Source organism: Kribbella sp. NPDC049584, assembly GCF_040675555.1.
Lineage (GTDB): Bacteria > Actinomycetota > Actinomycetes > Propionibacteriales > Kribbellaceae > Kribbella.
Genome location: NZ_JBFAPF010000005.1, coordinates 21,493 through 40,744 on the forward strand (window position 1 = coordinate 21,493; position 19,252 = coordinate 40,744).

18 protein-coding genes and 2 pseudogenes are annotated in these 19,252 nt (G+C 65.7%); 15 read left to right on the forward strand and 5 right to left on the reverse strand.

What is annotated here, in order from left to right; all coding sequences use genetic code 11:
• The first annotated feature begins 427 nt into the window (after positions 1-427).
• Positions 428-1,042, forward strand: a complete 615-nt coding sequence (locus AB0J62_RS18880) for a recombinase family protein (protein WP_363872074.1) — start codon at positions 428-430, stop codon at positions 1,040-1,042.
• Positions 1,043-1,223: 181 nt separating this feature from the next.
• Positions 1,224-1,628, forward strand: a complete 405-nt coding sequence (locus AB0J62_RS18885) for a hypothetical protein (protein WP_363872077.1) — start codon at positions 1,224-1,226, stop codon at positions 1,626-1,628.
• Positions 1,629-2,648: 1,020 nt separating this feature from the next.
• Here AB0J62_RS18885 and AB0J62_RS18890 read toward each other — a convergent pair.
• Positions 2,649-3,236, reverse strand: a complete 588-nt coding sequence (locus AB0J62_RS18890) for a hypothetical protein (protein ID WP_363872080.1) — start codon at positions 3,234-3,236, stop codon at positions 2,649-2,651.
• Between the two features lie 145 nt (positions 3,237-3,381).
• Positions 3,382-3,651, reverse strand: a complete 270-nt coding sequence (locus AB0J62_RS18895) for a GntR family transcriptional regulator (RefSeq protein ID WP_363872083.1) — start codon at positions 3,649-3,651, stop codon at positions 3,382-3,384.
• A 491-nt stretch (positions 3,652-4,142) separates the two neighbouring features.
• On the opposite strand from AB0J62_RS18895, the gene AB0J62_RS18900 reads away from it, so the two are divergent.
• Positions 4,143-4,475: an Lsr2 family protein gene (locus AB0J62_RS18900; RefSeq protein ID WP_363872086.1), complete on the forward strand. Its 333-nt coding sequence runs from the start codon at positions 4,143-4,145 to the stop codon at positions 4,473-4,475.
• A gap of 177 nt (positions 4,476-4,652) precedes the next feature.
• On the opposite strand, the gene AB0J62_RS18905 is transcribed toward AB0J62_RS18900, so the two are convergent.
• Positions 4,653-5,123: a hypothetical protein gene (locus tag AB0J62_RS18905; RefSeq protein ID WP_363872089.1), complete on the reverse strand. Its 471-nt coding sequence runs from the start codon at positions 5,121-5,123 to the stop codon at positions 4,653-4,655.
• A gap of 93 nt (positions 5,124-5,216) precedes the next feature.
• On the opposite strand from AB0J62_RS18905, the gene AB0J62_RS18910 reads away from it, so the two are divergent.
• The 5 genes and pseudogenes from AB0J62_RS18910 to AB0J62_RS18930 all read left to right on the forward strand — a co-directional run bounded on the left by AB0J62_RS18910 (position 5,217) and on the right by AB0J62_RS18930 (position 11,882).
• Complete coding sequence (locus AB0J62_RS18910) at positions 5,217-6,542, forward strand: hypothetical protein (RefSeq protein WP_363872092.1); 1,326 nt, start codon at positions 5,217-5,219, stop codon at positions 6,540-6,542.
• 269 nt (positions 6,543-6,811) lie between these two features.
• Positions 6,812-8,584, forward strand: coding sequence for an SIR2 family protein (locus AB0J62_RS18915; protein WP_363872095.1), 1,773 nt, complete (start codon positions 6,812-6,814; stop codon positions 8,582-8,584).
• A 1,190-nt stretch (positions 8,585-9,774) separates the two neighbouring features.
• Positions 9,775-10,086: pseudogene (locus AB0J62_RS18920) on the forward strand (tyrosine-type recombinase/integrase); the annotation flags it as partial.
• Positions 10,079-10,432: a helix-turn-helix transcriptional regulator gene (locus AB0J62_RS18925; RefSeq protein WP_363872098.1), complete on the forward strand. Its 354-nt coding sequence runs from the start codon at positions 10,079-10,081 to the stop codon at positions 10,430-10,432. The pseudogene AB0J62_RS18920 and the gene AB0J62_RS18925, both read left to right, overlap by 8 nt.
• A 379-nt stretch (positions 10,433-10,811) precedes the next feature.
• Positions 10,812-11,882 carry a hypothetical protein gene (locus AB0J62_RS18930; protein WP_363872101.1) on the forward strand — a complete coding sequence of 357 codons (1,071 nt, stop codon included), beginning with the start codon at positions 10,812-10,814 and terminating at the stop codon, positions 11,880-11,882.
• 30 nt (positions 11,883-11,912) lie between these two features.
• Here the strand turns inward: AB0J62_RS18930 and AB0J62_RS18935 are convergent, their stop codons facing one another.
• Positions 11,913-12,440 (reverse strand): DUF4304 domain-containing protein, encoded by a 528-nt coding sequence (locus AB0J62_RS18935; protein ID WP_363872104.1) that lies wholly within the window; start codon positions 12,438-12,440, stop codon positions 11,913-11,915.
• 489 nt (positions 12,441-12,929) lie between these two features.
• Between AB0J62_RS18935 and AB0J62_RS18940 the strand changes: the two are divergent.
• Positions 12,930-14,176: pseudogene (locus AB0J62_RS18940) on the forward strand (IS481 family transposase).
• 199 nt (positions 14,177-14,375) lie between these two features.
• Here the strand turns inward: AB0J62_RS18940 and AB0J62_RS18945 are convergent.
• Positions 14,376-15,347, reverse strand: a complete 972-nt coding sequence (locus AB0J62_RS18945; protein WP_363872107.1) for an NmrA/HSCARG family protein — start codon at positions 15,345-15,347, stop codon at positions 14,376-14,378.
• Positions 15,348-15,441: 94 nt separating this feature from the next.
• Here AB0J62_RS18945 and AB0J62_RS18950 point away from each other — a divergent pair, with 94 nt between their 5' ends.
• From AB0J62_RS18950 to AB0J62_RS18975, 6 genes are all read left to right on the forward strand, one after another.
• On the forward strand, positions 15,442-15,927 hold the full coding sequence (locus AB0J62_RS18950; protein ID WP_363872110.1) for a MarR family winged helix-turn-helix transcriptional regulator: 486 nt from the start codon (positions 15,442-15,444) through the stop codon (positions 15,925-15,927).
• A gap of 91 nt (positions 15,928-16,018) precedes the next feature.
• Positions 16,019-16,306 (forward strand): hypothetical protein, encoded by a 288-nt coding sequence (locus AB0J62_RS18955; RefSeq protein WP_363872113.1) that lies wholly within the window; start codon positions 16,019-16,021, stop codon positions 16,304-16,306.
• The gene (locus tag AB0J62_RS18960) at positions 16,303-17,211 is read left to right on the forward strand and encodes an FAD:protein FMN transferase (protein ID WP_363872116.1); all 909 of its coding nucleotides are present in this window, start codon (positions 16,303-16,305) and stop codon (positions 17,209-17,211) included. Before AB0J62_RS18955 ends, AB0J62_RS18960 begins: the two co-directional genes overlap by 4 nt.
• Complete coding sequence (locus tag AB0J62_RS18965) at positions 17,211-17,762, forward strand: hypothetical protein (protein WP_363872119.1); 552 nt, start codon at positions 17,211-17,213, stop codon at positions 17,760-17,762. The genes AB0J62_RS18960 and AB0J62_RS18965 overlap by 1 nt, the downstream gene beginning before the upstream one ends.
• Positions 17,759-18,958: an NADH-ubiquinone oxidoreductase-F iron-sulfur binding region domain-containing protein gene (locus AB0J62_RS18970; protein ID WP_363872122.1), complete on the forward strand. Its 1,200-nt coding sequence runs from the start codon at positions 17,759-17,761 to the stop codon at positions 18,956-18,958. Before AB0J62_RS18965 ends, AB0J62_RS18970 begins: the two co-directional genes overlap by 4 nt.
• Positions 18,955-19,152, forward strand: coding sequence for a ferredoxin (locus AB0J62_RS18975; protein ID WP_363872125.1), 198 nt, complete (start codon positions 18,955-18,957; stop codon positions 19,150-19,152). The genes AB0J62_RS18970 and AB0J62_RS18975 overlap by 4 nt, the downstream gene beginning before the upstream one ends.
• The last annotated feature ends 100 nt before the right edge of the window (positions 19,153-19,252 follow it).

A 19,252-nucleotide genomic window follows, 5' to 3' on the forward strand; every position in this document is an offset into this window, starting at 1 on the left:
GCGTCAGGCGCGGGCGTCGAGCTCGATGGCACCGACGCCAGGCACCCTGGGTGACCCACTCGGGTCACCCAGGGTGTCAACCGCGGAGCCAGCGTTCGGTGCTGCGTCCTCGGCCGGTGAGCCACAGCGTGGCTCGGTCCTGCATCTGGTAGCCATGGCGAGCCGGCGCCCAGCATGGCGGTCGAGCAGCACAGGCTGCAGCCAGGGCGATCACCACAGGTAGGGCAGCCACGATACCGCTGGCCGGGCTTGGCTCCGTTCGGCGACGACTTCATGTGAGACGTCTCGGGACACCATCCCGAAATCGGTCGTTTTCGGGACGACCGCTCGACAAAGCCTCGAGCCACCTGAAACCCGTCCCAAAAACTAGTCCCGAAACTGCGCGTCGATCCGACCCTTTCGGGATCGTTTTCGAGACGATCTCTCCATGACCGCCGCCGACGTCTACGACAACACCGTCCGCATCGGGTACGCCCGCGTATCCACCCGGCTCCAGGACCACCAAGCCCAGCTCGATGCGCTCGCCGCCGCTCACTGCCGCGAAGTCATTGTCGAGACAGCCAGCACCCGCGGCGAGCGTCCCAAGCTAATGGCCGCGATGGATCTGCTCCAGGCCGGCGACACCCTCGTGGTCTACAAACCCGACCGGATCGCTCGCTCGATGAAAGAACTACTCGTACTCCTCGAGGATCAGTTGCACGCCCGGGGGATCAACCTGCACATCCTCACCGGGATCTGCGCCGGCACCCATCGACCCAACGGCGCCACCATCGCCGACAAGATGCTGTTCATGGTCGCCGCCATGGCCGCCGAAATGGAACGCGACCTCATCCGCGAACGCACCCTCGACGGCCTGCGCGCCGCCCAAGCCCACGGCCGCCGCGGCGGCCGACCCACCGCCGTCGACGACGACACCCTTGCCATCGCCTTCGCCCGCCAGGCTCGCGGCGAATCCATCACCACTATCGCCCGCCACCTCGGCATCGGGCGCTCCACCCTCTACCGCGCCCTACAACCAGATCCTGCCCGCCTGGACAGCTGACACCTAGCCGCGACTCCACTCGGCCTGAGAGTGGTGGGTTACTCGCACTGACCCGTATCTTTTGCGCGGTTTCTCGCATCCAAAGAAGTGAGGGAGCAGCCTGGGGCGTGGGCTGGGGGTCCTCGGCTCCTGATCGGAAGCGCGAAAGTCGCGCTGGCCGAAACCGGAGGAGGGATACACCATGCCTGACCTATGGACCAGCCACACCGAGATCGTGCAATATCCAAAGGCCGAGGGTGATGTGATGCAGCCGGGGCAGGCTCTGTACCCCGGTGACACGCTGACATCGCCAAACGGGAAGTACGTGCTCTCGTATCAGGGCGACGGAAACCTCGTCCTCTGGGGCCCAGGGAACGCTGTGATCTGGTCGTCGCAGACCGGCGGGCAGCTTCCTGGTGTGTGCACATTTGACACCTCTGCCGATCCCCTCAGCCCTCTCAACACGGGGCGACTAGTGATCTACGGCCCTGGGATGGCAGAGCAGTGGGTCAGGCCCGAACAGTACCCCCGGATCACCCCCGATCGCCTTGTGGTGCAGGACGACGGCAATGTCCTCCTCCTCGGCACGCCACAGTCGGGGCATTGACCGGAGTCCGGGGCACCCGATTTGGGTGCCCCGCGGTGCCCGGCGCGTCGGGCAGCCGGAGCGCTCGCCGGCCACCAGTTCATCTCGGGTGTGACCGGCAGCTTGAGCTGGTACGGCTGACCGCTCTCCCAGACCTCCAGCTCAGCCAGTGAGCAGAAGGCATGGCCGTGGCTGTCCTCCCAGCGGACCCTGTTCGTGAGGTCGCGCCCGTCGTCCAGTCTCCAGTGTAGGCGCGCCAGTAGAGTCCCATCCTCCGGACGAGCGAGAGGCAAGCGTCGTGGGCGCAGATTGGGTGGCAAGGGGCACCGCGATGGGAAGCGCCGCGCTGGCAGCGGCGGCGCTTGGCCGGAACGTGATTGCCTGGCGTCGGCAGGGTCCAGTCCTGCGAGTCCGCACGACATGCACGGGCCCGGGAAAGACATGCAGATCGCGGGCAGCGTACCCAACATCGGTCGCTTCGACGCTCAGATCCAGCGCGCTGAGTTCCGCTGGACCCACTCCGTCGCGGGCGGATCGTCGAGCGTAGGGACGCGCAAATGCCTGGCCGGGCCGACCCGGGATCCAGGGCGTCGTGACCGCGGCCCGCGCTCGCTGGATCCGCGTCGAGGGCGATGACGGCCAGGAGTACGACATACTGCCCGCCTAGCTGGCAAATCGCACTCGGGCCGCCGGCGTCGCCGTGACTGGTCCCGATTGCGGGTCAGTTGGGTCGTTGGTTCGGTCGGCTGGCAAGTTCGGTCGGCGTCGATGAAGGTGCGGATTCGTCCCCGATCTTGGTGAGCATTCGCCGTACCTTCTGTTGCGCGGCGGCCATGCGGACGAGGGACCAGATCTTCCATCGTGGCGGCACTTCGAGGGCGTGGCCACCGGCGCGCCGAGCCTCGGCAACGCAACCACCGTGCAGGAGTACGCCCCCGCCGTACTACGCAGCTCGGCCGGGATGCAGCGTGTGGTCGCGGTGCGGGGTTCTCTCGCAGCAGCGCTGCCCTGGCAGCCACGCGAAGGACCCTCGCGACCGGATCAGTTGTACGTCGTCACCTCGAACGAAGCGCCGTCGTTCCCCCTGTACCTCGTCAACTTCAGCAGCGAGTAGTGCTTCTCGTTGGTATAGATGCACAGGAACGTTCCGAGAGGCTTGCTCTGCAGGTCCAGGAGACTCGTTCCATAGCCTGACGAGGTCCGGCAGTCGGGCCTCTTCGTGCCGCTGACGAAGCCTTGTGCGTCGTCGCCGATGATCAGTCCCCCGCCCTGCCACTGGATGTCGGCCGACGCGCCCTGGGGCAGGGAGACCACTCGCCACGTCGCGTCGCTCGGCGGGCTGTCGAGATCGGCCTGTGCGTTGAGCGCCAGGTCGAGGTTCCCGGCGTGCATCACCTCCGGCGCAACGCCGGACGAGGCGCTGCCGGTCGGAGTCGTCGAGTCGATGCCGGGAGAGGCCGGCACCGTGACTGTGGTCGTGACCCGGTCCGTGGCGGCGGGCTTGCTCGGCAGTACGCCGGCGCCGAGGCCCAGGTTTCCGGCGATCAAGGCGGCTATCGTCCCGATGAGCCCGAGTCCACCCGTGATCCATGCGGCTTTGATTGCCGCACTCTCGGATTCCCTCGACATAGTGGCACCCCTTGGATCTATTCTGACGCGCTCGGATCGGTACGCCGTGTACAAGGGATCGCGATCTCGAGAACGAAATACAGGGTGGCGCTGCCTAAGTCATCAGGTGAACGGAGCGCTCCAGTCCGCGAGCTGGGCGGTGTGGTCATGCAGACTCGCGGGCGTACGCCGCGATGACGCGGTCGATTCGAGCTCGGAGCTCAAGCAGCTCGGCCATGATATCGGTCTTCGGCGCCAGCGCGACGACCCACGCCCCCGAGCCCTGCTCGGTGCGGATCAGTCCTTCATGCACGAGGATCTCCTGCGCCTGCCGGATCGTGCCGGCGCTCGGTACGTCGTACTCCTCCTGCAGCGCGCTGATCCCGGGCAGCCGACCTCGAACTCTTCGCCGCCGGTGAACGGGCAGGTGTGACACCGCGTCCGCGCCGAGCTCGAAACTTACGGCGGGTGTTGAGAATCGATCGTTTGTCGACGCCTAGTTCTGCAACTTCGCATCTCGCTCAATCTTCGTGGCACCGAGCACGGCCACGAAGCCCGCAACCATCCCAACAAGGCCGGCGGCAAGGAGTCCCCATGACGGAATGACACCATTGTCACCGGCGCCGGCCTGCTTGACGCGCCGCAAGGACCGGCCACCGCCTACCTCGAGATCCACGCCGACACGAAGGCCGAGGTCGAGCGTTGTGCCGAGGCGGTCCTATCGAACGTGCGGGAACAAGGCGTCCTCCCCGCCGGTCCCCTCACGATTCTCTCGGTAGCCGCCGGCAGCTAGAACCACCTCGAGGAGTACCGCGAGAGGTACCCCATCGCGGTTGAGTCCGGTCGCAATCGGCGGGTTAGCGGCGGCCACGTGGAGCGCTGAACGATGCTGTCTACACCTGCAGCTAGTTCAAGGGAGATGACCGCATGGTCCAACGAGTAGAGATTCAGCTGGCCGACGATCTCGACGGCGGTGATATCCCCCGTGGCAAGGGTGAGACCGTGCTCTTCGCGCTCGACGGTACGACCTACGAGATCGACTTGCGCACGCGAAACGCCACGGCGTTGCGCGCTGTGCTGGCGCCTTATGTCGAGGCTGGCCGAGCGATCAGGACGAAGCGCGGGCGGCGAGTCACGCGCAGCGTGATTGGTGCAGACGCCCGCACTGTCAAGGAGTGGGCTCGGGCGAACGGCTACGAGGTAAACGACCGCGGCCGAGTGCCAGCACATGTCCGAGAAGCGTTCGAGGCGGCGAACTAGGAGGACCCGCGCATCGCCTTCGTTGAAGTCCGGCCCAAGGACGCCAGCATCAGATCGGCTAGCGGCGTTCATCGACCAACGTTGTTGCCGACTGCGGCGAGAACCGATCGATTCTCAACACCGACCCCTTAGTCGGGCACTTACGTGCTGACTTGACGCCGGGCTACGGCCGCGGGGCTAGGCGTCGCGTGGCCCAAGCATGGTTCCGGTATCCGGCTCGGGCCGGACAAAGGCCAGGCCGTCGGTAGCGGCTTCGAGTTCGTCTGCGTACTTCCGATCGATCCGGTTCAGGCTGATCGACAAGAGCCCTGACCACACATCTATCCAGGTCGCGACTACTTGAGTATCACGGCCAAGATGAGGGCGATTGGTGTTCCAGACCCAGGCCTGGACGCTGTCGATCTCGGCTCGTGATGGTTTCCAGCGGCGTACACGCAGTTGCTCGGGGCATCGCATCAGGTCGGCCAGTTCCTCGCGGGCGCGAATCATCTCATCGCGATCCGGGACGTTGACGACAAGGACGACACGGCCGGGCTCGTCGGGGTCTTCGACTTCGGTCAGTCGTGCGTGCGCCTGGCGATTCGCGCTGATCCAGTCTCCGACGATCCGCCGATCCGCTTCCGTGTTGGCCTGCTCCCGAGATGGCATACCGATCACCCACGATCTTGCATGAAGCTGCAACTCCTTACTCCTTCCCTGCCAGGATAGGTCGCAGTATGTTCCCTGTCGGGGGTGGGGAAGATGTTCGAACTAAAGAGGATGCTTGTCGCCGCCGCAGCGATTGCAATCAGCATCGCAAGCGCCTCGGTGGCCAGCGCGTCCGGCCCGGTCGTACTCGGTGGAGAACCCAAACGTCCGGGACCTTCTGCCTTGTGGGTGCAGACGCCGGCGCAGAAAGCGGGACAAGATTTGGCGGACTGGACGTCGCAGCATCCGTCGAGAAATATGGCGAGTGTCGCACCCAGCGACGACGGAAAGGGCCTCGTCGTTTACTGGAAGGGCACTGTCCCTCCTGGGCTTCAAACTCTAGCCGCAAGCCAACCTGTTCCGGTCACCTTCCGCTCGGCGGCATACTCCGGACCAGAACTCAGCGACCTCGGCGAATCGCTCTTGGAAACCGATCCAAATCTGGCGTCCACCTGGGCAAAATCTGACTACTCGGCCCTCATGGTCCGAACGAAGCCGAACGCGCCATCGAACACTGTGACCACGCTGAGAACAAAAACCAGCGTGCCGATCGAGTACGCCGGAGTCGAGACCGGCGAGATGCTCAGCGGAACATCTCTTCCAACGCGAGCCGACATCTCGTTTCCTAACCCCGTTCGCCCGGCGGACCGGCCGCAGTTCTACGGCGGCGGCCTGATCCGCGTCCGGTCACTGTCCGGTTCCTACTGCTCGACCGGCATCGCGCTCGTCGCCGGCCCTCACGAGTACATGACCACCGCAGCCCACTGCGTTTCCGCCGCCGCCACCAAAGGCACATGGGTGACCTACGACACCATCGGCACGCAACCAAGCGCGGTCTTGGGCGCCCCAACAGACGCACACATCTCCATCCCCCGCGACATCGCGCTCATCGAAACGAATAGCCTCGGCGAAATCTGGTACGGCCCCTGGAACACCGACCAGTCGAATAACGTCGGCGGCGTTGGCATCTACTTCCCGCAGGACCTCCAGCCAGTTGTCGCCAGCGGAGGTGTTACCGGCACCGGCGTGTCGGCTCGGAAAGTCACCGGCCAGTATGCGCATTGGACAGACAGTGTCACTGGTGACACGCTCGGTCCGGGGTTCATCTCAGAACCCGATACATATAACTCGGTTAACGGTGCCGTGATCCAGGGTGACTCCGGCAGCCCTGTAGTTGCCTCGTATAACGGCGGCTATCACGTCTTCGGCTTCGTCTCCAAGGGATATCTCTCGCCCATCGGAACGCTTGCCCTCGAGGCTCCCGCACATCCCGGATGGTCCTGCGGCAACCCCGGGCCATGCTATTCCGCGTGGTACTCGGTCTACGCGCAGTCAGCCATAAACGACCCATTCGATGGACTAACAGTTCAAACCGGATAACACCTCCGGGGCCGTCGGTCATGACGCCGAGCCGTCACGGGGGGGTGAAAGCGCCGATGCCGCTGGTGCGACGAGTTCAGCCCACGGGTCCAAGGCGATGAGGAGGTCGACCTGAACGACTTGGCCGTCGATGTGCCGGGTCGTCGCTCTCGATGGATCTCAAAAACGATCGATTCTCAACACCCCCGCAGCGTGTGGCTCAGCTCTACACTTCGTTTCTCCGCAATCGGAACATGTCCGGTCGGGCAATGACTCAAAGGGGGAGATGGGTGGGGGAGAAGTCGAACGGGCTGGACGCGATGACAATGTTGGCGACCGGCATGCACGCCCAGCCAGGTGTCTACGCGGTACTGCTCGGATCAGGTGTCTCAACGGGGGCGGGAATCCCCACCGGGTGGGGAGTGATGACAGACCTGGTTCGGAAAGCGGCAATCGCCAGGGACCCAGACGACACCGAAGGAATCGCGTTGGCCGCGGCCGAGCCCGAGCAGTGGTGGGCGCAGTTCGGCGACGGTGCCTCCCTGGACTACTCGAACCTACTGGAACAACTCGCGCCTACGGGGCCAGCTCGCCAAGGGACGCTGCGGGCGTACTTCGAGGCCAGTGACGAGGAAATCGCCGAGGGAAGGAAGATCCCCACATCGGCGCACAGAGCGATCGCGGCGTTGGTACGCCGCGGAACCGTGCGGGTCGTCATCACCACCAACTTTGACCGACTGATGGAACAGGCGCTCGAAGTGGCCGGCGTCTCACCTCAGGTCATCCATCGCGCCGACCAGATCCCGGCGATGACGCCGCTCCCACATGCAAAAGCGACCGTGATCAAGGTGCACGGCGATTACCACGACCAAGACATGCGCAACACCGCCGGCGAGCTCACTGACTACCCGGACGACCTAGTCACCTTGCTCCACCAGGTGTTCGACGAGTACGGCCTCGTCATCAGTGGCTGGTCTGCAGACTGGGATCGCGCACTGGTGAAAGCAGTGGAAGGTCGACGCTCCCGGCGGTACCCGTTGTACTGGGACCGCGTCAGCAGCGGCGGCCACAAGGCGCGCGAGCTGTTGGCCCAGCACAGTGGCGTGGTTGTCGAGGCGATGACCGCTGACGAGCTGTTCACTGGCGTTCTGGAACGCGTCGAGGCTCTCGATCGACTGACTGAACCCCCGCTCACCACCGCGATCGCGGTCTCCCGTCTTAAGCGCTACCTTCCGGACCCGCTTCGCCGCATCGACCTACACGATCTTGTGATGGACGCCGTCGAACTCGTCGTCGATGAGATCGCCTCCAGTCCTCTAGGCGAGGTTCCCTTCGACCAGGTGTATGCCGCCCACAGGACGAGCGTGCAACCGCTACTCCCGCTGTTGCTGCAGGGGGTTTGGTTCGACGAGGGAGATGTGCACTCCGATCTGTGGATCGATGTGCTGCAGCGCCTACTTGATGCTCGGGTGTTTCCGCAGCAGTTCAATCCCGCCTCGTGGAGCGCACAGCACTACCCTGCCCTCCTTGCGCTCTCGACAATGGGTCTCGCCGCCGTGCGGCGCAAGCGGGAGCGATTGTTTGTGCGGCTGCTGACGGAACCCACCTGGCGATCTCCGCACGGTGCCCCAGAAGACAAGCCGGCCGCCGTGGTTCTCAGCTTCAACCGCGTCCTCGACGACGATGCGGTCAACTCGCTAGCCCGCTGGGACGGAACAAGATGGATGCATCCGGCGAGCCACCTGGTTCGGGCAGATCTCAGGGAGCTCTCCAAGACCGTCGTGCGCGGTGAGGAGCAGTACACGGAGGTTTTCGATGCCGTCGAGTACCGAATTTCTCTTGCGGGCTACCGACTCGCTGGCCGCCTGAGAATGGTCGGCGAGTTCATCGGCGAGGAGGCGTGGCGGGACAAGGTTCCTCGAGGCGAGATCAACTTCCGTCAGGCCGCCGAGCGCAGTGGCCCCGACTGGCCATGGGCAACTCTGCTCGGACAAGGTACGGATGAAGTCGAAGAAGTGGTTCAGGCGTTCAGGGCGACACTCGTCCAGGCCCAACGGTGGTGATCGTTCGGCTCATCGCTGCGGGTCTCCGTCGCCCGTAGACGGCCACACTCAGACGTAATGAGCAAACGGGTGTTTTGTGCCTGAGATAAGGCCTGTTATCAGACAGGAAAGCACGGGAGTTGCATTAGATGCAGGCACTCCCGTCTCGGAGTGTTGAGACCGTTTGCGCAGGTCGCAACCGCTTCGTGCAGATGACTGGCTCGGTCATTCGGCGTGTTGTTGGCGGCGTTCGCGCAGATGACCGTAGGTTTCGTGCATCTAATGCACGATTCCACGGCAGCGAGGTGTGATGGACGGCAGTGTTCCGGGGTTCGTTCCGAGGCTGCTGAGCGACCCGACCGTGGGCTGTTCCGTGCCGACGAGCGTGTGTTCGACGCCATGCTGGATGGCTGGCGGGCGCAGATGCTCGCCCGCGGACTGACCACTGCGACGATCGAGAACCGCTGCCGCTTGGTGCGTCGGTTCCAGCAGTTCGCTGGTGAGTTTCCCTGGCGGTGGCGGCCTGCGGACATCGAGGACTTCCTCGCCGAGCGGCGCTCCGGTGAGAAGTCGATCAGTCTCACGACCCTGCGGTCCGACAGCAACTCGGTCGCGATGTTCTGCTCCTACCTCACGCACCCGGGATACGGCTGGACCGAGTTCTGCGAGCGGACTTTCGATGACGTCCCGTCACAGATCTGCTTTGACTGGAATACGCCCAAGCACTCCACCGACGACGCGGTCCCGGCTGGACGTCGTGCGTTCACAAAGAAGGAGCTCCAGCGGCTGTTCGACTATCTGGACGATCTCGTCGATCGCGAGCATGCGGCCGGTTCCAAGCGCTGGCTCCCGATCTACCGCGGCTCGATCGCCTTCAAGTCTTGCTATGCCTACGGACTCCGCCGACGCGAGCTGACCATGCTGGAGTTGCACGACTTCGGCCCCAACCCACACGTGCCCGAGTACGGCATGTTCGGCGCCGTCACCGTCCGATGGGCCAAGGGCACCGCAGGATCCGGGCCCCGGCGTCGCACCGTGCTGACGGTTCCCGAGTTCGACTGGGTCGTGCCGATGCTGCAGACCTGGACCTCACCGGGGCGGCGCGATCGCTTCACGACCGCGGATCGCTCCGCAGCGCTGTGGCCGAGCGAACGCCGTGACCGCGTCACCTTGGGCACCTTCGGCGGCGCGATCGCTTCACGACCGCGGATCGCTCCGCAGCGCTGTGGCCGAGCGAACGCCGTGACCGCGTCACCTTGGGCACCTTCGGCGACTCGTTCGCAGCCGCACGCGATGCCGTCGGACTCCCGAAGGAACTGGGCCTGCACTGCCTTCGACACTCCTACGTCACCCACCTCATCGAGGCCGGCTACGACCCAACCTTCGTCCAGACCCAGGTCGGACACTCCTACGCCTCGACGACCAGCCTCTACACCTCGGTCTCCTCCGACTTCAAGCAGAAGGCCGTTCAGCAGATGATCGCCCGTCGTATCGCCAAGCCCGAGGAGGGCACCGATGGCTGAACAGCGCCGCATCGGCTTCAACTGGAACCTACGCACGGTCATGGCTCAGCGGAATCTGTGGAAGACCACCGAGCTGATGCCGCCCCTCAAGGCCCGAGGGATCAACCTGTCTGAGAGTCAGGTCTACCGCCTCGTCACCGGTACTCCGGAACGAATTCCAGCGCGGACCTTCGCTGCCTTGTGCGACATCTTGGACTGCACACCCAGCGACCTGTTCGAGCCCTTCGTCGAGATGCGCGCGGCCGCGACAGCACATGCTCCTAAGCGCAGCGAGGACATCGGGGTGCGACCGGGCGATCCGATTGCACACCGCGTGCGCCTGGTGCCACCGGACGAGGATGAGTAGGCCACGCAAGCCACAGGACCCCGTCTGCTGGCCAGTCCCATGCAGCCGCTGCGGCCAGCATCACCAGATCGTCGCCAACTGGCCCGACGGCGGCATCTGCGGGTACTGCTACCAACAGGCCAAGAGGACCCGCGGCACGTGCCGGTGCGGGCATGAAGGCGTCCTCCCAGGGCTGATCGATAGCGAGCCGGCGTGCCGACAATGTTCAGGTGTCAAACTCAACGTCGACTGCGGATCCTGCGGTGCTGAGGAAGAGTTGTATGCCGGCGGACACTGCTGGGCCTGCACACTTGCGTCAACAGTCGACCGTCTGCTCACGAACCCGTCGACAGGATCCATCGCGCCCGAACTCGTGGCCCTGGCCAGCGCGCTGAAGTCGATGAAGCGTGTCAACAGCGGTCTCACCTGGATCCGCCAGAAGCATGTGACGCAGTTCCTGCAGACCCTTGCCGCTACGCCGACCGTGACGCACGAGGCGGTCGATGCCCTGCCGCCTTCACGCACGCGCGAGTTCGTCCGCGGCTTGCTCATCGAGCACGGCGCGCTCCCCCAGCGGGACCTCTACCGAACCCGCTATGAGGAGTGGTCCCGGGATGCACTCGATCGGCTCACAGATCCCGTCAACCGCGACGTGATCCGCCGCTACATCCGCTGGCAGCACCAACGCCGAATGAACCAGATGGACGAGATTCCTCAAGGCACCTTCCTGCGCAGCAAGCAGACGGTCACCGTCGCGATCGACTTCCTGAACTGGCTCACCGATCACGGCATCGAACTCGGCGAACTCGAGCAGCAACACCTCGATGCCTGGCAGGCCGCAGGACCGTCCACGCGATTGGTTGCAGACCGGTTCCTCGGCTGGGCGATCAAGACCAGGCTGGTCCGACCAGATCTGAAGATCCAGCGGCATCGCCGTGGAACGAGCCCGCGGATGAGCGCGGTCGACCAGGAGCAGGCGGTGAACCGTGTCGTCCACACCGACGAACTCACTGCGCGGGATCGGGCTGCAGCGATTCTCGTCCTCGTCTTCGGGCAGCAGATCGAGGATGTCGTCGGACTCACCTGGGACGACGTCGACGTCACCGAAGACCTGGTCGCCGTCCGCGTCGGTGCGATCGAGATCGTACTGCCGGACCCGCTCGACAGACCATGGCGCGAAATGGCCGCGACGCCAGGCAACGACCTGACCGCCGCGCACCCCAACAGCAGCTGGGTATTCCGGGGCTACTCTCCCGGCCGCCACATCGACCCCGGACACCTCCGGACGCGACTCCGCGGCGTATTTAGCACACGTGCCGCGCGGCTCGGAACGCTCCACGAGCTGACCAGGCTCGCACCGGTCGCGATCATCGCCGAGGCGCTCGGCTACTCCCCAGCGACCATCGAGCGGCACACCGTCGACTCTGCCGCTGCCTACGCCCGCTACGTCGCCGCAGTCCGTGGCACCTGACGTCGGTGCGCGCTCAGGCCGATGGGCGGGCTAGGTAGATATCCGTTCGCGCAGCCACGGCAGGCCGTACTTCAGCAGGTCCGAGCCCACGTCCTCGGCCACTGGACCTGGGTCAACGCCGCGGACAATGCGCCACCACTTGTCGCTGCCTTCCGGCGTTAGCACCCCGAGCCGCGCCTGGGTAGCCCACGATCCGTAGACAACCGTGGGCTTCGGCCGCTCCCCCAGCGACGACGACTCAGCCGCGCGCTCAGCCCACACGTCACGGCGGATCACGGAAAGGTTCACAGTGAACTGGACCTCTTGGCCGTCGCTGTATGCCGACTTCTGAAAACCGAGTAGAGCCCAATAGTGATCGGACGGCAGCTCAAATCGGCCTCCGGAGCCACGCAGACCCTGGCCGCGAAGCAGCGGACCGAACGTTGCCTTCATCATCTCCGCGAAGACCTCCTGCGGGGACGGCACGCTCGCGTCGTCGGTCGCCTTCGACTTGGGTCTGTGCTTCCACACCTTGAAGCGTTCGAACGACTCGCGCTGCTGGGGTGTGAGGTCAGCCATGGCCGCGAGTTTTTCACGCCTACATCCACTCACGCCAACGTCCGCATCTGCCGCGATCAGGACGCCGCGCCCGCGGCTACTCCCGGCTCATCAACTCCCGTCCCTGCCAGTTAACTGCCGATCCGGGGCGCACCTGCGCGGGTCACTGACGGATCCAGGTCGGGAGCGACTCGGTCGACGCGCCGGGCAGCAGGCAGTACAACGGCACCGAGACGGCGCCGAAACAGGGATTACAGGGTGAAGGCCCCCGAACCGAGCATGGCTTCAGAGTACCGCGTCTTCGAACATATGTTCTGCTCACGATGCCTGGCTCCTGTCATGTCTCAGGACATCGGTGACGGTTCTGTGTCAGGACGTTGGTGACACATCTGGGGTGCTTGGTGGTGACACTTCTGGCTTCTTTGAGCGGTGTCGAGCGCTTATGAGCCTGTTGATCCTCGTGTCCGTCTTGCGATTGTCCTGTGGCCCGATGGTGCGCCGCGCGGGGCGGTGACGGCGTTCTGCGCCGAGCATCAGATCTCCCGCAAGACGTTCTATGCGATCCGTGCCAGGGCCCGTGTCGATGGTGCGGCCGCGGCCCTTGAGCCCCGCAGCCGGCGACCGAAGACCAGCCCGGCCAGGCTCAGTGACGAGGTCAAGGAGCAGGCCATCGGTGTCCGTGCGGCACTGGAATCCTCCGGGCTGGACCACGGCCCGATCAGCGTGCACGACAAGATGCGTGCGATGGGCCTGGAGGTGGTGCCCTCGGTCGCGTCGCTGGCCAGGATCTTCCGCGCGGCCGGGGTGGCGCGGCTGGAACCGAGGAAGAAGCCGAGAGCGGCATGGCGACGGTTCGTGTATCCGGCCCCGAACGCCTGCGGGCAACTGGACGCCACCGAGTACGTGCTCGCCCGTGGCCGCAAGTGCGTGATCTTCCAGCTCATCGACGACCACTCCCGCTACGCGCTCGCCTCCCACGTCGCGTGGGGCGAGACCTCCGAGGCCGCGATCGTGGTGTTCGACAAGGCCGTAACCGCCCACGGTGTGCCGCAACGCCTGCTGTCCGACAACGGAACCGCGCTCAACCCGTCACGCCGTGGACTCCTGGGCCAACTCGTCGTCCACGTCATGGCCCTGGGCGTCGAGCCGATCACCGGCAAGCCCTACAAACCGACCACCCAGGGCAAGAACGAACGCTTCCACCAAACCCTGTTCCGCTACCTCGACAAACAACCACTCGCCCAAACACTGGTCGAGTTGCAGACCCAAGTCGACGCCTTCGACCACATCTACAACACCCAGCGCCCCCACCAAGGACTGCCCGGCCGCATCACACCCCTGACCGCCTGGCAAGCCACCGCGAAAGCCGAGGCACCCCGCCCCAGCCGTGAGCAGATCGCCCGCTCCCGCATCCATCGGCCCCGCACCCACCACCCCAGGCCCGCACCCGTCCCAGCCGACCTGCCCTCCGACACCGTCATCAAGAAGCTGTCCAGCGCCGGCGCGCTCTACCTCAACAAGGTCCAATACCTGGTCGGCGCCCAGTACGGCTTCCAACAAGTCCTCGTCATCACCAACGGCGACAAACCCGGCGACACGATCACCGTCACCAACCTCGAAGGCGAGATCCTCATCGAACACATCCGACCCACACCCGGCACCACCTACGTCGGCAACGCCAGACCACCCGGACCACACACCAACAAACCCCAACCGTCACCGAAGTCCTGAGACATCAACTGTCACCGATGTCCTGATACAGAACTGTCACCCCATGTCCTGAGACATCACACTCTGCTCCGTCACCGCTCCGTCACTGCTCCGTCACTGCTCCGCCACTGCTCCGTGAAGTGGTGCGAAACGTTGGGTGATCTCGCTGCCTGATGAGTGTCGTCGGGGTGACGGGCACGGCGGTCGGCTGGGGGAGGTCGGCCGCCGGGGCGAGGCGTGGAATCGTCAGTTTTGTGAGGCTTTGAGTTGTTCGCGGTGGTTGTCGAGCCAGTCGGCGAAGGACTCCAGTTGGGGGTTGAGTTCGCGGATCTTGGCTACGTCGCGGTCGCCGGTGAAGCGTTGGTGGTCTTCGGCGTAGAACTGGAACATGTTGGACATCTCCACGGCCATCGGGAAGGGGTATTCGCGGAACTCTTCCCAGGTGGGGGTGTGGAAGAGGACCTCTTCGCCTAAGGCTTCGCTCAGTGCGGCGGCGTACTGCTCGACGGTGAGGTGGTCGCCGGCGATGCTGATGGTTTCGCCGATCAGGTCGGGGTGCTTGAGGATGGCGAAGGCGGTGCGGCCGATGTCCTCGGAGGCGACGCCGGCCAGCGGGCGGTCGGCCATCGGGAGGGTGATGGTCAGCTTGCCGTCGGCGTTGCGCGTGGGTGGCATGCCGTTGATGAACGCGTCGAAGTAGAACGTGGTCCGCAGGAACGTCGTCGGTACGCCGTACTTCGTGAAGATCTCGTCGGCCTCGCCCTTCGCGTCGAAGTGCGGGACCTTGTAGCGGCCGTCCTCCAGGCTCGGTACGTCGTCGCGCCCGGCGAAGAACGTCCTGGTGTCCTCGAGCGTCGACCAGACCACGTGCTCGACGCCGGCGTCGCGGGCGGCCCGGGCGGCGATCTCGGCCTGGTCGAGCTCCATCTCGGCGCGGGTCCGGGCGGCCTCTTCCTCGTCGGTCCGCTGGACCCAGTAGTCCGTCACCACGAAGGCGCCGTACGCGCCGTCGAACGCGGCCCGCATGCTCGCCTCGTCGTCGAGGTCGGCCGCGACCACCTCGGCGCCCGCGGCGGCGAGTGCCTTGCCCTTCGCCGAGTCCGGGTTCCGGGTCAGGGCACGGACGGCGTACTCGCCGGAGGTGTCGGCCAGGATCGCGCGGACCAGACCGCCGCCCTGGTTCCCGGTGGCGCCGACGACAGCGATCAGCTTGGTCATATCCAGTCACTCCCAAGAGTTAGGTTGATGTGTCAACTCGACCGATCGTAGCTCGTTGGGTTGATGTGTCAACCCGGCCCGGTAGGATGGTTCCGTGAGCAAGGGACCGTGGCTCGACGACGACGAGCAGAAGGCGTGGCGCAGCTACCTGCTGATGACCCGGACACTGGAGACGCACCTCGAGCGGCACCTCCAGCGGGACTTCGGCCTGTCCAAGTCGGACTTCGAGATCCTGGTCAACCTGTCCGAGTCGGAGTCCGGCCGGATGCGGGCGTTCGAGCTGAGCCGGTCGACGCAGTGGGAGAAGAGCCGGCTGTCGCACCACCTGACCCGGATGGAGAAGCGCGGCCTGATCCGCAAGGAGGCGTGCGAGTCCCGCTACCCGGAGATCGCCATCACCGAAGCGGGGCTGGCTGCGATCAAGGAGTGCGCGCCGGCGCACGCGGCCCGCGTCCGGGAGTTCTTCGTGGACGTGTTCGGCCCCGACCGGATGACGGTCCTCGGCGAGGTGTCCGACGAGGTGGTCGCGACGATCGGCAAGCATTGCGACACCGACTGCCCGCTGGCGGACCGGTCCTGAGAGGCCCTCTCAGAGAGCTTTCAGCAAGACTTGACGGTGGCTTGATCTTCTCTTGGAGTGCGGCTGAGGGGCCTCGACCGAGGCTTGGGGCATGGTCAGCACAGACAAGTCCCAGTCCATTCGCCGGCGCTGGTTGCACCGGGCGTCCGCAGCCGCGATAGCCACCGCCGTCCTCGGTGTCGGCGCGACCGGGATCTCGGTCGCGGTCGTGTCGTCCAAGAACAGCGACAGGACGAGCAACAGCGGTACGACGGCCACCTCGAGCAGCTCGGACGACTCGAACCCGAGCAGCTCCGACGACAGCGGTAACTCCAGCTCGAGCGGGCTCGGCTCGTCCAGCTCCGGCTCGACCTCGCAAGGTGGGAGCAACGGGTCATGACCGCCTCCCGGACCTGGACCGCGTGGAGTTGTACGGTCCGGCTGACCGTCGACGACCCCGCCGTACTGGGCGCGGCCTGCGGCGAGCTCAAGACGCTGATGGACCGCGTCGACAAGGCCGCCAGCCGCTTCCGCCCGGACTCCGAGCTGTCCGCCGTGAACAGTCGCGCCGGCGCGCTCGTACCGGTCTCCCGTCTGCTCGTCGACCTGGTCGACGTCAGCCTCGTCGCGGCCCAGATGAGCGGCGGCGCGGTGGACCCGACCGTCGGCCCGGCGGTGATCGCGGCCGGGTACGACGCCGACATCGAGACGGTACGACGCCGCTTCCCGCAGGCACCCGTCGGCCCGAAGCCGGTCGCGGGCTGGCAGGAGGTTCGCCTCAACCGCAAGCTCGCCCTGCTCGGCGTACCCACGGACTGCGCGCTCGACCTGGGCGCGACGGCCAAGGCCTGGACCGCGGACCGTGCCGCGAACGTCATCAGCAAGCGCTACGGCTGCGCCGTCCTTGTAGAGATCGGCGGTGACCTCAGAGCTGCTGGTACGCCGGCTGAGCCGTGGGTAATCACTGTCGCCGAGCGCGCCGGCGAGGAGGGCGTCCTCGTCACGCTCGCCCACGGCGGTCTCACCACGTCGACCCGGACGGTACGGCGTTGGCAGACCCCAACCGGCTACAACCACCACGTCATCGACCCCCGCACCGGACTGCCCGCGGCTGGCCCGTACAGGACGGCATCCGTCTGGGCTCCGACCGCAGTACGGGCGAACACCTTCAGTACTGCGCTTGTGGCCACCGGGGACGCCGCGCTCGGTCGACTGAAGCTGGCTGGTCACCCGTCGCGGCTGGTCGCTGAGGACGGGGAGGTCACCGAGTTGTCGGGCTGGCCGACTGCAAGCAGGGCTGCCTGATGACGCTGTGGTACCTGGCCCGCGCTGCCGGTGTGGTCACCATGGTCATGTTCACGCTGTCGGCAGTGCTCGGCATGGTCATGCCGAACGTCCGTCGACCGGAGCGCCGGTTCTGGCTGCAGTACGTGCACCGCTCGGCCGCGGTGACCGGACTGGTGCTGCTGACAACCCATGTGGTCGCTGTGATCGCAGACAGCTACGTGGCGATCAGTCCGACCGTGCTGGTCTGGCCGTTCGGCGCTGGCTACAGGCCGTTCGCGATGGCGGTCGGCGGACTGGCTCTGTACAGCCTCGTACTGGCGTCCCTCGTCGGCGCGTCCCGTGGTCGGTTGGCCGCGTCCGCGACGTTCACGAAGTACTGGCGAAAGCTCCACATCGCCGCGTCGGCCGGTTGGCTGCTGGCTATCGGGCACGCGCTGCTCGCCGGCACAGACCGCAGTACGCCGTGGATGCTCGCGATCACCATCGGCTGCCTGGCTGCAGTCGCCACTGCGGGTGTGTACCGCCTCAACGCCGCCCCGAAACTCACCCGTGCCTGGAGGACGCAATGATCACCGTCGACGACACCCGGGTCATCGGTGAGGCCAGAGTCCTCGCCGGACTCGACCAGGGCCGCCTGGATCTGCAGCGTCACCTGCTGACTCACGGCAGCCTGCCCGTGTTGACTCGCGACCAGTACACCAAGCTGTGTGAAGCGGTGGGACTCAGAGGACGTGGTGGAGCGGCGTTCCCGGTCGCACTGAAGCTGCAGGACCTCCCAGCTCGCGGAGTGGAAGCTGTCGTGGTCAACGGCTCAGAGAGCGAGCCGGTGAGCCGTAAGGACCGCTTGCTCCTCGCCCAGTCACCACACCTCGTCTTGGACGGCGCAGTCGGACTGGCGCATGCATTGGGAGCGCCGCATGTGCTGATCGCCGTACATGACGCCAGAGCCGCCATCTCCATCCGTGAGGCGCTGATGGAGCGGGACGACCGGCTCGCCATCGAAGTACAGGAGACGCCGGGTCGGTTCGTCGCGGGGGAGGCTCGTGCGGTGCTGAGCGTGCTGGAGGGCGGCAACGCGGTACCGCCTGGTCGCAGGGTCCTGCCGACCCGCAAGGGGTACCACCGGCGACCGACGTTCCTGTCCAACGTCGAGACCTTCGCCCAACTCGCCGTACTCGCGCGGCTCGGGTCCCGTGGGTTCAGCAGCACCGGACTGATCAGTGAGCCCGGCACGCAGCTGCTGACGATCGACGGCGCCGTACGGCGGCCCGGTGTGATCGAGACACCGACCGGTGTCCCACTCGACACAGTCCTGCAGTACGCCGGTGCGCAAGCCGGACCCGTACTGCTGGGCGGCTACCACGGCCGCTGGCTGTCACAGACCGAGGGCGTGACGCTGCAGCGACCGGAGGTGTCCGCCGGCATCATCCTGGCGCTCGGGTCCGACACCTGCCCGCTCGGTGAGATCACCCGTGTCACCCAGTGGCTGTCCAGTCAGTCAGCCGGCCAGTGCGGGCCTTGTGTCTTCGGTCTGGCAGCTCTGGTCGACGACTTCGCTCGGTTGACGGTCGGCGATCCGCAGGGCTGGCACGACGCGCACCGCCATCTCGGTCTGGTCCCGGGGCGGGGAGCTTGTGCGCACCCGGACGGGACTGCGAGATTCCTCACGTCCGCGCTCGAGGTGTTCGACAACGACGTACAGCGTCACCTCGCCGGTCGGGGATGCGGCCGACCGGTTCTCGGAGTCCTCGGAGGTACCCGATGAACAAGCTCGAGATCGACTGGACCAGGTGCGACGGGCACGGCTTGTGCGCAGGCCTTGTGCCCGGCGACATCCTGCTCGACGAGTGGGGATTCCCGGTGCTGCGAGGCCGCGAAATCACCGCCGGTGAGCTGTCGGATGCGCGCCGCGCAGTCCTCGCATGTCCGGCTCTTGCCTTGCGCCTCAACAATCGATGACAGCTCCGTCCCGACACCACACCAGTGACAAAGGTGGACTAATCTCTGAGTGACCGCACAACGTCGTGCGGTCCGGCGAGAGCGACGCCGACGTCACGTG

Coding starts and splice junctions, on each gene's coding strand:
- AB0J62_RS18945 (WP_363872107.1), bottom strand. CDS start 15,347: ATGACCAAGCTGATCGCTGTCGTCGGCGCCACCGGGAACCAGGGCGGC.
- AB0J62_RS18960 (WP_363872116.1), top strand. CDS start 16,303: ATGACCGCCTCCCGGACCTGGACCGCGTGGAGTTGTACGGTCCGGCTG.
- AB0J62_RS18910 (WP_363872092.1), top strand. CDS start 5,217: ATGTTCGAACTAAAGAGGATGCTTGTCGCCGCCGCAGCGATTGCAATC.
- AB0J62_RS18930 (WP_363872101.1), top strand. CDS start 10,812: ATGAAGCGTGTCAACAGCGGTCTCACCTGGATCCGCCAGAAGCATGTG.
- AB0J62_RS18965 (WP_363872119.1), top strand. CDS start 17,211: ATGACGCTGTGGTACCTGGCCCGCGCTGCCGGTGTGGTCACCATGGTC.
- AB0J62_RS18900 (WP_363872086.1), top strand. CDS start 4,143: ATGGTCCAACGAGTAGAGATTCAGCTGGCCGACGATCTCGACGGCGGT.
- AB0J62_RS18925 (WP_363872098.1), top strand. CDS start 10,079: ATGGCTGAACAGCGCCGCATCGGCTTCAACTGGAACCTACGCACGGTC.
- AB0J62_RS18880 (WP_363872074.1), top strand. CDS start 428: ATGACCGCCGCCGACGTCTACGACAACACCGTCCGCATCGGGTACGCC.
- AB0J62_RS18975 (WP_363872125.1), top strand. CDS start 18,955: ATGAACAAGCTCGAGATCGACTGGACCAGGTGCGACGGGCACGGCTTG.
- AB0J62_RS18885 (WP_363872077.1), top strand. CDS start 1,224: ATGCCTGACCTATGGACCAGCCACACCGAGATCGTGCAATATCCAAAG.
- AB0J62_RS18970 (WP_363872122.1), top strand. CDS start 17,759: ATGATCACCGTCGACGACACCCGGGTCATCGGTGAGGCCAGAGTCCTC.
- AB0J62_RS18955 (WP_363872113.1), top strand. CDS start 16,019: ATGGTCAGCACAGACAAGTCCCAGTCCATTCGCCGGCGCTGGTTGCAC.
- AB0J62_RS18935 (WP_363872104.1), bottom strand. CDS start 12,440: ATGGCTGACCTCACACCCCAGCAGCGCGAGTCGTTCGAACGCTTCAAG.
- AB0J62_RS18890 (WP_363872080.1), bottom strand. CDS start 3,236: ATGTCGAGGGAATCCGAGAGTGCGGCAATCAAAGCCGCATGGATCACG.
- AB0J62_RS18905 (WP_363872089.1), bottom strand. CDS start 5,123: ATGCCATCTCGGGAGCAGGCCAACACGGAAGCGGATCGGCGGATCGTC.